We start from the raw sequence: 12,404 nt of genomic DNA, 5'->3' as shown, positions 1-12,404 counted from the left end.
CTTATATTATCCCATTATCTTGCTATTCTTCTCTAAGACATTTTGGCTCTTTAGGCTGGTATGCAGCTAGTACACATGCTGATGCTGATGTTGAAAAAGCAATAAGCGTCAAAATGCTAGCTCCTAATCCCATGATAACATTCATAATTCTCTTTTTCATCTTTAAATTCCCCCTTTTTTTATTTTAAAAGTTTCATCTATTTTATTAAAAAATTGATGACCTGTAGATGTGAGAGTTAATGTTTGCCATACTATTCCTATAAACACCAATCCACCCCACTGTAGAAACAAAGTACTGTTATATCTAAAATATAGGAACGTTAACAACAATATTATTGTTGACATTATATTAAACATTAATATAGAGTATCTTCTTAAAAGTTTTCTTTTTTCAATCTTTGTTATAGGCTTAGCAGGACTATCTACTGGAGCAAGCTTGCTAATATTATAATAGCAAATTATTAATAATATTAGCTCTATAAAAGTTATTAATTTAGCATTAACTGAAGGAAAGGTTTTAACTATCATAAGTGCTAAAACTGAACTTATTATTCCTCCTACTACAGCACATATATTAGGAGAACTAAAATGAGCTCCACCAGAATATTTTCTTAGTAGCGCTATAGTAAAAGTGACGATCATAGCTTCTATTAATGTATTGAAAACTAGTCCAAATATTACAACCCATAAAATAGCCCATAAAACTTGCAATAAATTAAATGCTCCATAGGCAACAATCTCTTCTTGGTCCTTATCTAATTTTAATGCATTAGATATATTATAGGCTAACTTGTTAGATATCTTTTCAATTAGATACATCATTAAATCCTCTTTTTACTTTATTTTTCAATAAGTATAACATATAGGCTATTATTGCAAAAAATATTAAAGAAGGTGTAAAGTAAATTGTCTTTAGCATAGCGTTGCTATATATTTTTTCCATATTAACTTTTGCAAAAGATAGTATAAAAAAGTTAGCTGACTCACATATAGATAAAGTTATCATTGCTACCATAGAAGAAGCTATAGACTTTTTCACAGGTATTTTATTTATAGAATTATTTATTACAATAAAAATCATAATAATGATAATGGTATGTATACCAAATTGAATAGGCAGCGCTCTTACTAAATATGTACTTACTGCTAAAATGATACCTGATATAAAATAGGCTTTGTTGCGAATATTTTTATTACAAATTAAATATACTAATAGAATAAGTAAAAATGACTCAGGAATAACCCTAAAAAAAATTTCCATAAAAGTTAATTGAAGCATAAAATTATTATACCTTCCTAAAACTCAATTTTATTATAATTATACCACTATTTTCTCACAAGGAAAACAACTATAATACAAAATAAGGATGATTTCTACAAAAATAGAAATCATCCTTATTATTAGCAAAAAATAATTGCCGAGGCATCGTCCCCTACTTTTAATCTAGGGTATTTCTTCATATCAATATCTTCATTTTCAATCTCTCGTATAATTTCATACACTCTGTTTAAACCTAATTTTTCTACTGCTCCGATAATGCTTGAGTGTTCAATATGTTTATAAACATCCGCAATCGCTGCAAAGCCATCAGACATTAATAGAACTTTTTTATATTGTTCAAATTCCAACTCTCCCACGATAGCATTATCAATGGCTTCCCTATTAAACTCTAAAACCCAATAACCTTTAGGAGTATTTTTTAATAGTCTATGTTTAATTAATAAATCACTTACTCTATTTCTAGCTTCATTAAAGTTTAACCCGTCCTCTTTCATATATCCCTTTAACTCTTCTATTGCAATACCATCCAGCTTTTCTACACTTTTATCCTTTATTTTAATGTGCTTACCATCAACATTTTCAGCTATTAGTGTACAATCTCCGAGTAAAAAATATTCAATTTTATTATTATTAATGCGTATAAGAGCAATAGATGCAGAAGGTATGCTAAGTTTGTCTATTGAATTTGTCTTATCTAGTTTATAAAACTCCCTTTCAACAAATTCCATTCCATTATTTATTATCTGTTTTAAAGTCAAAGACATATTATCTATATTCTTCTTGAGGTACTCATCCCAGGCTTTAACAAACCAAGCTGCATCACTAGTACAACCTGTAATATTCTTTTTAGCAAGTCCAGTTGCTCCATCAATTACCCATCCATAAAAGCTAGAAGCAAAAACTATATCTTCGTTATTTTTATTGCTGGGAAAAGATATAGAGTCATAATTTGCAAAGTACATAAAAGCATCTCCAATCTATAGCTAAATATAATACCTATGATTTAATCTATTATAACAAATTTTCTGTAACATTTCTTAATACTACCTCCATATTAGTTTAACATTCTTCTGCTATGTCAGCAATATTCATGTAGAGCTTAAAATCTGAAAGTAATACTAAATGCTTTTAAATGAACTTTAGAGAAGATATGCCGTATGTTAAATATAGAAAAAAAATAAAAAACGTGGTGCTTCATTTTTTAAACTTGATACACCACGTTTCTATTTTAAATACACTTATACAAATGCATTATTAAACTATCTATTATGCTTCTTTTAGGAAAGCCTCATATCCTTTTGCAGCCTCATATATATCTGCTTTACTTGCAATTTCCCAAGGAGCATGCATATTATGAAGAGCAACACCACAGTCTATAACATTCATTCCGTACTCAGCTAATATATAAGCTATAGTACCACCGCCTCCTTGATCAACTTTTCCAAGTTCTGAAGTCTGCCATGTTACATTATGCTTATCTAAGATAGCTCTTATTTCTGCTATATACTCTGGGTTAGCATCATTTGAACCCGACTTACCTCTTGATCCTGTGTACTTATTAAATACTATACCTTTTCCCAAATATGCAGTATTCTTTTTCTCCATAACAGATGGGAAATTCGGATCATAAGCAGCAGTTACATCTGATGAAAGCATTTTAGAATCTCTTAATGTTCTTCTTAGCTTTATGTCGCTATATTCTCCACATAACTCCATAATTTCAGCTACTGTATTTTCAAAGAATCTTGAATGCATACCTGTAGCTCCAACACTACCTATTTCTTCTTTGTCAACTAACAAAGTTACACAGGTTTTTTCTGGATTTTCTATTTTTAACATAGCTTCAAAAGAAGTATAAGAACATATTCTATCATCGTGTCCATATGCCATAACCATGCTCTTATCTAGTCCAAAGTCCCTTGCTTTTCCTGCTGGAACTATTTCAAGTTCAGCAGATACAAAATCTTCTTCTGTTATGTCATATTTTTCATTTAGCAATCTTAATATGTTTTGCTTAACTCTATCCTTTGCATTCTTATCGCTAATTGGCATACTTCCAACTAATACATTTAAGTCTTCGCCTTCAATTACCTTGTTGGCCTTTTTATCCATCTGATCTGCTGCTAAATGTATTAATAAATCAGATACTCCCACAACAGGATCTTTTTCATCTTCTCCAATAACAATATTTACTTTTGTGCCATCTTTCCTAATAACAACTCCATGTATAGCAAGAGGAAGAGTTACCCATTGGTATTTTTTTATACCGCCATAATAATGGGTTTCAAATAAAGCTAAATCAGTATCTTCATACAACGGATTTTGTTTTAAATCCATCCTTGGTGAGTCCACATGCGCTCCTAATATTCTCATTCCTTGGCTAAAAACATTTGTTCCAATAGTAAACATAGCTAAGGATTTATCCATGTTGTTAGCATAAACTTTATCACCAGCTTTCAATGAGCCCTTTTGCTTTATGATATCCTCTAAATTCTTAAACCCAGCCTTTTCTGCTCTAGCTATAAATTCATGCACACACTCTCTTTCAGTTTTGCATTTTGACATAAATTCTTTGTATCCTTCAGATAGGTCAAATAAACTTTTTAACTCATCATCAGAATACTTATCCCAAGCATATTCATATTTTTTTGTTAGCTCTTTGCTCATACAAATTACCCCCTAAAATAATAGTTTTTAAAAATAAAGGGAGTAAAAACTCCCTTTATGCTTTAAATTATGATTATATTGCACTATCTATATCTTTATTTTGTCCAATATTTTTCTTTTGATAACTGCTATACATTATCCATGCAACTAATGAGAAGAATACTGGTCCAGCTATACTCCAAATCGTAATTTTTATATCACCATTTATAGCTGGTTCCATTATTGAGAATATGTTAGCAAAGCCTACTGTTAATATAACTACCAAAGTCCATAAATTAGCACTTCCTTGAGTTTTAAATACTTCAAATGGCTTTTTGATTTCTGTCTTTTTCTTAAATGCTGGGAAAGCACCAGCTAGGAACATATATGGAAGAGTCATAGCTACGTTAGTCATAGCAACAAGTATGTCAAAGAATTTAGACATTGAGTCTCCACCGAAAGCTACTAGGAATATCATTGCACAAACTATGATTGCTTGAATCCACATAGCGTTTATTGGCATTCCATCTTTGATTTCTCCCATTTTTCCAGGCCATAATTTAGCTGGAGTTCCTTCAATTAATTGTTTTAATGGAGAGAACATTAGTGTAAAGAATGCACCAGATAATGCTAAGAACATTGAAAGTCCAACGAATCTAGCAACACCATGAGCCATCATAGTTGCAGTAGCTTGGCTTGCTCCGAAAGCAGTCCCAAGTGCGTATCCTAGGTTAGCCATAACAACATAACTTGCGTTTCCTAAGTGAACGCCTTCTGTGTTCATAACGCTTGACCAGTTAGTGAATATACCAACTAAGAATATACCTGCTGAATATCCTATTGATATTATTGCTGCTGATATAAGAACTCCCTTAGGGAATGTTTTTTCTGCATTTTCAGTTTGGTCAACAAGACCACCAACAACCTCTATACCACCATATGCAAATATTGCATAAACTACGAATGCTAATGAAACTATTGTATTTCCAACAAATTTAGGATTTGGTGATTGTGTAAAGGATTTTAATCCTTCGATTGGTTGCGCTAATTGTCCATGGTTTCCTATAAGTACTGCTATAGCACCAATCCAAACAATTATATTTAGTGCTGCAACTGCAGTACCACCTAATGAAGTAACCTTCTTAATTTTATCTAAACCTTTACTTGATACGAATGTTACAAATAATATCCATAATATTCCTAATACTCCCAGAGTCTTTGGTCCAGATAATCCAAGTAAAGACCAGTTCTTTGTTGTGTCTTGTCCAAATATAGCATTTGAAACTGGAACCCATAAACCTGATGCAACGTTTACCATCCAAATTACATAGGAAGCATACCACATGAATGTTCCCATGAATGCGAATTTAGGTCCTATAGACTTCTCCATCCATGAGTAAATTCCACCTTTTTCATCTTTGAATGCCGCACCAAACTCAGCCATCATTAATGCAAAAGGAATAAAGAATGCTATTCCTGATAAAATGTACCATGGAATTGCAGCATATCCCATTTTATAAAAGGATCTTGGAATATTGTTAAATCCATAAACTGATGTGAAGATCATTAATACTAATGATATCAGCGTTAACTTTTTAGTTGAACTCGCATTTGAAGCCATATTTTATCCTCCTTGGTTATTGCAATTTCTTTTTAATTTTTAGTAAGATTTTATTATGCCTGTTGTTCATTGTCAAATATTGGTTCACAAAGCTCTGCAGAACTTTTTAATTATGAAGCTCCTCTTCGTAAACTCTGAGGAGTACTCGCTGAGTAAGCGACCATATCAAAATCAGCACGCTGTGTAAGTGACTATCACCAAATCATAGATTTGCGATATCTACTTAAGATTTTGGCTCGTTACTCATGTTAATTTATTGTCAATGTATTATAACTATAACATTTTTTTAAATTGTCTAAATCATCTCAAAGTATGAATTAATAGGTTGAAATACACATTGTGCTAACTCATACTTTTAGCTGATTATAAATATCAATATCGAAAAATGCTGAATTAACAAAACACACCATAGGGGCTAATTGACCGAAAGTTAACTTTCTATTTAGTTCCCTATAGTGTGTTTAATTAAAAGTATATTCTAAATGATTCCTATTTCTTTAGCTTTTGCTACGGCTTGTATTCTGTTACGAACACCTAGTTTACTGAATATATTCAGTATATGACTTTTAGCTGTACTTTCTGAGATAAATAGTTTTTGTGCTATTTCTGAGTTTTTTGCACCGTTTTCTATAAGCATTAGAACTTCTTTTTCTCTCTTGCTTATTAGTTCGTTATTTTCTTTAGTTGAATACAGAGCCAATATTCTATTTAGGTATTCTCCCATCTTATGATAGTCTTTGTTAAATTTCATAGCTTTTATAGTTTTTAATAATATTTTACTCATTTTTAAATGCTTGAATAGAAATACTCTAACAAATCCATTCTCATATCCAATGTTTAAAGCTTCTCTTAAATCCTTTGTGGCATTTTCATATTGATCTTTCTGACAAAAGATTTCTGTTCTATAAATATGGGCTCTTATACTTAAATATTTGTTATCTTGTTCTTTGTCGAAATTTAAAACCTTATTTAATAACATTAATGCATCATCAAATTTACCCTTAAATATAAGCATCTTTGCAAAGACAACGATTTCCTCTGTAAGTCTAAAGTCCATTATTGTAACACGTTTTTCTACAAGATTGATCTTATCGTATTCCATAAACCTTTCCATTTTAAATATCTCAAAATAATCCTTTAACTTATGAAAGTGATACCTATCTAATAGTTTATTATCACCATATTTTTGTGACAATTCTTCTATTTTTTCATTAATTTTATCTATTTCACCTTTACTGCCTTTTTCCATAAGTATTCCTTGATAAACATAGTATCCTAAGCATAACGTGTAATAGTGAGTATAAAAATCTCCTTGTTTCTCCGCAAATTTTATACCTTTTAGTACATATTCTTCTGCCTTACTAATTTCATTTTTCTCATAGTACACCAATGCTAATATTATATAAAAAATTGCCATCAACGAAGGCTTTTTCAACTCGTCACTTACATTGTTACTTAAACACTCATTACATATATTTTCACACTCAATCAATTGACCTCTTAAGAATTTTGTAAAAATCATTGCTCTATTTATTACTAAGCTTAGGCTATTATCTTGATAAGATTGGCTTAAAAGCGCTGCTTGATCAAAGCTTTTTCTCTCAGAAACAAAATCCTTTGAATAAAAGTATGCTATTCCTAGCTTTAAGTTTATTATTGCACTCCAAAACACGTCATTTTTCAAATAACCTAGTGCGTCTTCATAATATTTTATACTTTTTTTATATTCTGACCTTATGAGGCCTTTGTCTCCCTTAACAATAGATAATGTTCCTAAACACTCATTCCTATACTCTTCATCCCCATAGCTTTCGATTATCTTTTCAGTAAGCTCTAAGTATTTATTATAATTGCTATCATCGTATATATGTATATACATATAAGTTATACAAAGTCTTGGATTTTTTATGATAATATCCTGCGGCATATTTTCTAACCAATACATTACATAGAAATAATCATTGCTTAAAATCTTTTTTATACATTCTTCTTCTAATAGCTTTTCTACCTGATGAAAATTTTCTACTCTTACATATTGATTGATAGCATTATTTATGAGTCCATTTCCCTCATACCATTCAGCAGCTTTGCTACTAGCTTCATAAATTTTATCTTTATTTAATCCACTTACCTTATTAATCAAAAACTCTTTAAAAAGTCTATAATACCTAAAGGATTTCCCGTCACAATCCAATTTTTCAATAAATAAATTTTCCTCATATATTTTCTCAAGAATTTGTTGACTATTTTTTTGACAGTTAACTGCATTACATAAATCTGCTGTTAACTCATCTAAAATACATGTATTTAATAAAAATTCTATCGTTTCCTCTGATTGATTACAAAAAACTTCTTCATCAAAATAATCCTGTACATATTTATTGCTTCCACAAAAGCCTTCAACCAGTTCCATAATGTCCTTTTTTTCTTGCATAGATAATACAGCAATCTGTAGCCCTGCTATCCAGCCTTCTGTGCGTTCATTTAATATCTTTACGCCTTCTTCTGGTATTTGTACTCCCATATTACTTAAAAACTCCGAAGTTTCATCTAAAGAAAAACTCAATTCGTTTCTGTCTATTTCAGTTACTTCTCCATCTAATCTTAATTTTGAGATATTTATATTCGGCTTTGTTCTGCTGGTTATTATAAGATGAATATTATCGGGAATACTATCGATAAAATTCTTGATCCCTAAAAGTATATCTTTGTTTTTTATACAATGAAAATCATCCATTACAAATACTAAATCCTTGTTTATCGATGAAATGCTATTTAAAAGTGCTTCTATTATTGATTCAATAGAAACATCTTGATCATAAAAGTTTATTGCATCACATTTAAAACCGTTATTCCTTAATTCCTCAATTACTGCAACAAAACAGCTCCAAAATACCTCTGGATTGTCGTCTCTTTCATCTAATGAAATCCATATTGTATTATCAGATAAGTTTCTCAAACTTATCCAGGAAATAACAGAAGTAGTTTTCCCACTTCCTGCTGGAGCTGATATAATAGTAAGTTTTGTGTTTAAAGCTTTATCTAACTTATTCAACAATTCATCTCTGTAAATGACTTTACATTTCTTTTTTGGGATCATAAATTTAGCTTTAATATGCTTATAGTTTAATCTCATTTTTCACATCTCCCAAACATTTTTATATTTCCGCAAATAGTTCAACTATCTTAAGTATTACCTCTACGGCCTTTTCCATGGCATATGTCGGGATATACTCATATTTGCTATGTATATTATGTCCACCTGAAAATATATTTGGCGTAGGAAGTCCCATATGAGATAACTTACCACCATCCGTTCCCCCTCTTATTGGTCGAACATCTGGAAAAACATTTACTTCTTTCATAGCTTCAATAGCTATATCAACAATATACTTTACAGCTTCTATTTTTTCTTTCATGTTTTTATACTGTTCGGTAATCTCAATTACAGCCGTTCCTTCACCATACTTTTTGTTTACATTTTGCACTAAATCAATAATGAACTGCTTTCTTTTCTCGAAATTTTTTGAATCAAAGTCTCTTATAAAGTACTGAATCTTTGTTTCTTCTACTCTACCGCTAATTGAGCCTATATGGTAAAATCCATCATATTCATCTGTATTTTCTGGAGTTTCTTCTTTTGGAAACATACTCATTAACTCCGATGCGATACTTATAGAATTTATCATTCTTCCTTTGGCTTTTCCTGTGTGATAACTTATCCCGTTTATAGTTATTTTTATGCTAGCTGCATTAAAATTCTCATATTCTAATCCGCCAATAGATTCTCCATCAAGGGTATAAGCCAAATCAGCATTAAATTTTTCAACATCAAAGTACTCTGCTATTTTTCCAACCTCTTCATCAACGGTAAAGGCAACTTTGATAGTCCCATGCTTAACCTGAGGGTTCTGTATCAAAAATTCCATAGCAGTCATAATCTCAGCAATTCCTGCTTTGTTGTCTGCACCAAGAAGTGTTGTGCCATCTGTTGTAATTAATGTCTTACCAATGTAGTTTTTTAATTCCGGGAAATCTTTAGGAGAGAGAATTATATTTTGCTCCTCATTTAATATTATATCTTCGCCACCATAGTTTTCTACAAACTTAGGATTTACATTTGCTCCTGAAACTTCTGGACTAGTATCCATATGTGCGATAAATCCTACTATAGGAATGTCTTTGTCAACATTGGCTGGTAATGTTGCCATTATATAGCTATTCTTGTCTAAACAAACATCTCTCATTCCAATTTCTTCTAACTCTTTTACTAAATCTTTGGCTAGTTCTAATTGTCCCGGTGTAGTAGGGATCGTTGCGGAATTTTCATCAGATGTAGTGTCATATTTTACATAATTAATAAATCTTTCTATAACTTTAGACATTGATGTCTCTCCTTCAATATTTAATCTTTTTATAGGATAAATTATCTTCTATAATACTAATCTATATTATAATTTTAAAAAATAAAAGCCTAGTCTTCAATAAATTTTTAATTTTATCCTATAACCAATGCCCTGTACAGATATTTATAAGATTTGCAATCCACCTAAAGTATGATTGTATAGGTGGATATTTTGATTTATTTTAATATATAATAAAAACCGTACTAAACTAATAGTACGGTTTTTGATATGTATGGTGGAGGCGGTGGGTGTCGAACCCACGTCCGAAAGCAGTAATACCTAGGCATCTCCGAGTGCAGTCCTTAGTTTAAACTTCCCTTCACCAGACGCCTAAGGACAGGCTGCTGGCTTCAGTAGCTTCATAATTTCCGTTCTCTACTCAAAGCTTTGTAGAGCTCGGTACCCCGCTGTCGACGCCCTATCCTAAGCCGCGGGACTCAAAGGTAGGACGTAGCAGACTAAGCTGCTAATGCAAAATTATCGTTTGCGTTTATCTTTATTCCCGTAGTTTTTTAACGCGGGCCCACAGGCTCCCTCGACTCGCTTCCTAAATACAACGCACCCCCGTCGAAACCAAGTACGCCCCCATATTAAAAGTTGACAGCTGATACTATAGATTATTAGTCAAAGTAACTAAGTATCATCTTATAAATAACACTTTCAACTGTTATATATGGCAACAGTGTGTTGCTACGCAAACTTATATTAAATTTTCAATGATTCATATTGATATAATCACCTGACGATTACTATATTACATCAAATTTAATTATTAATCAATAGTAAATGTTACATAATTAATACCTAATTGTAAGTCTTAGAACATTAATGGTTCTAATCAGTATTAATATTTTAATTTTTCCTTCATCTGCCTATCTATATCTCGTTTAGCCGCCTTTTCAAGCATAGCATCTCTTTTGTCATAATTCTTCTTACCTCTAGCTACTGCTAAATTAACTTTTACTCTTCCATTCTTAAGATATAAGGATAGTGGAATTAATGTATAACCTTTTTGAGTAGTGAATCCTAAAAGCCTGGCAATCTCGCTTTTATGAAGAAGTAGTTTTCTGTCCCTAAGGGGGTCCCTATTATATATGTTTCCCTTCTCATATGGGCTTATGTGCATATTGCAAACATAAACTTCTCCATTTTTTATCTCTGCATAGCTATCTTTTAAATTTGCTTTGCCTAATCTTATAGATTTTACTTCTGTTCCAACAAGTTCAATACCTGTTTCCATACTTTCTTCAATAAAATAATCATGCCTTGCTTTTCTGTTTTCAGCTAGCGTTTTATTATTTGATGTACTTTTAGCCATAAAAACACCTACTTTAGATTTTATTCGTAGTACTAAATTATATAATATAAGTAAGTTTATGTCAAGCTTATGTTATTTGAAGCTTTAGTCCATTAAAAACTTGTTTCCATTACTTAGTAAATCTATGATATAATCTTAGCAAACAAATAAAATAGGGGTGGGAGACAATTATGTATACTATACTACATATGGAACAAAGTGATTTTATTAAGAAAATAGTTCGAAATACACTACTGGAAAATGGGTTTAACTGCATTTCCGTATGTACAGCTGGGGAAGTTTATAAAACACTTCATGAGTCTAATCAAAAGATAGATTTGATAATAACATCTTTACTCATACCTGACGATACTATTGAAAACTTTATGATAACCATTAACACTAGTGCTAAAAGCCATATACCTGTATTTGTCGTAACTGGTAGTGATGTAGAAGAAAGTAAAAAAAGAGTTTTAAATCTAGGTGTTTCAGATTACATAACTAAGGATTGTTTATCAGATGAACTGTTAAAACATGTTCAGTTTATGCTTGCAGAAGATAAGTTAATGCAAAGCTTAAGGGAAGCCAGTATAGCCATAGTAGATGATAATAAATTTGATCTTGCTGTAGTAAAGAACATTTTATCTGAGTATGCTATAACGAATATAGATTTTTATTCTTCTGGAAAAAGCTTAATGGAAAGTAATAAAAAATATGATTTATATCTTATAGATATAGTCCTTGAAAGAGAATTTGGTAAAAATGTTATCTTAAAAATAAGAAGAGATAATATCGATTCTTCCATAATAGTTCTTTCTTCACTTACTAATAATAAGATTCTATCTAATATGCTTAATGCAGGTGCAAATGATTATATTAACAAACCTATTGATACTGATATATTTATAGCAAAGCTTAAATCTAATATAAGAACTTATGCTCTTATCAAAAAATTGAAGAACAATAACAACTAACAAATATATAGCAGTTAAAAATGCTTGTCTCAACAATTGTAATTCATAAAAGATTTACACTAAAATTTTGAGAGACTTAAATAAAAAAGGTTTAATACTGAGTTTAATTTTTTCAGTATTAAACCTTTTATTATTATACTTGACTAAAAAAATACTTCGTAAAAACTATTTCAATTCA

At 30.8% G+C, this 12,404-nt stretch carries 10 protein-coding genes and 1 other RNA gene; 1 reads left to right on the top strand and 10 read right to left on the bottom strand.

Annotation, left to right across the window (positions count from 1 at the left end; genetic code table 11):
- Positions 1 to 22 precede the first annotated feature (22 nt).
- The 10 genes from RCG18_RS08780 to smpB form a co-directional block, all read right to left on the bottom strand.
- On the bottom strand, positions 23 to 160 hold the full coding sequence (locus RCG18_RS08780) for a cyclic lactone autoinducer peptide (RefSeq protein ID WP_308040927.1): 138 nt from the start codon (positions 158 to 160) through the stop codon (positions 23 to 25).
- Positions 161 to 162: 2 nt separating this feature from the next.
- Positions 163 to 822, bottom strand: coding sequence for an accessory gene regulator B family protein (locus RCG18_RS08775; protein WP_308040926.1), 660 nt, complete (start codon positions 820 to 822; stop codon positions 163 to 165).
- Positions 806 to 1,261, bottom strand: a complete 456-nt coding sequence (locus tag RCG18_RS08770; RefSeq protein ID WP_308040925.1) for a hypothetical protein — start codon at positions 1,259 to 1,261, stop codon at positions 806 to 808. The genes RCG18_RS08775 and RCG18_RS08770 overlap by 17 nt, the downstream gene beginning before the upstream one ends.
- A gap of 140 nt (positions 1,262 to 1,401) precedes the next feature.
- A complete protein-coding gene (locus RCG18_RS08765) occupies positions 1,402 to 2,244 on the bottom strand; it encodes a protein phosphatase 2C domain-containing protein (protein WP_308040924.1) in 843 nt (280 codons plus the stop codon).
- A gap of 304 nt (positions 2,245 to 2,548) precedes the next feature.
- A complete protein-coding gene (locus tag RCG18_RS08760) occupies positions 2,549 to 3,949 on the bottom strand; it encodes an aminopeptidase (protein ID WP_308040923.1) in 1,401 nt (466 codons plus the stop codon).
- Positions 3,950 to 4,022: 73 nt separating this feature from the next.
- On the bottom strand, positions 4,023 to 5,549 hold the full coding sequence (gene yjeM / locus RCG18_RS08755) for a glutamate/gamma-aminobutyrate family transporter YjeM (protein ID WP_308040922.1): 1,527 nt from the start codon (positions 5,547 to 5,549) through the stop codon (positions 4,023 to 4,025).
- Between the two features lie 478 nt (positions 5,550 to 6,027).
- Positions 6,028 to 8,685 (bottom strand): LuxR C-terminal-related transcriptional regulator, encoded by a 2,658-nt coding sequence (locus RCG18_RS08750; RefSeq protein WP_308040921.1) that lies wholly within the window; start codon positions 8,683 to 8,685, stop codon positions 6,028 to 6,030.
- A 22-nt stretch (positions 8,686 to 8,707) separates the two neighbouring features.
- Positions 8,708 to 9,934, bottom strand: coding sequence for a peptidase T (gene pepT, locus RCG18_RS08745; RefSeq protein ID WP_308040920.1), 1,227 nt, complete (start codon positions 9,932 to 9,934; stop codon positions 8,708 to 8,710).
- A 254-nt stretch (positions 9,935 to 10,188) separates the two neighbouring features.
- Positions 10,189 to 10,542, bottom strand: a transfer-messenger RNA (tmRNA) gene (gene ssrA / locus RCG18_RS08740).
- A 257-nt stretch (positions 10,543 to 10,799) separates the two neighbouring features.
- Positions 10,800 to 11,273 carry an SsrA-binding protein SmpB gene (gene smpB / locus RCG18_RS08735; RefSeq protein ID WP_308040919.1) on the bottom strand — a complete coding sequence of 158 codons (474 nt, stop codon included), beginning with the start codon at positions 11,271 to 11,273 and terminating at the stop codon, positions 10,800 to 10,802.
- A gap of 170 nt (positions 11,274 to 11,443) precedes the next feature.
- Here smpB and RCG18_RS08730 point away from each other — a divergent pair, with 170 nt between their 5' ends.
- Positions 11,444 to 12,226: a response regulator gene (locus tag RCG18_RS08730; RefSeq protein ID WP_308040918.1), complete on the top strand. Its 783-nt coding sequence runs from the start codon at positions 11,444 to 11,446 to the stop codon at positions 12,224 to 12,226.
- Positions 12,227 to 12,404: the final 178 nt, after the last annotated feature.

Origin of the sequence: Clostridium sp. OS1-26 (assembly GCF_030915445.1) — a bacterium.
Taxonomy (GTDB): domain Bacteria; phylum Bacillota; class Clostridia; order Clostridiales; family Clostridiaceae; genus Clostridium_AM.
The sequence above is the reverse complement of the archived record's forward strand: the minus strand, read 5'-3'. Positions and strand labels throughout refer to the sequence as shown.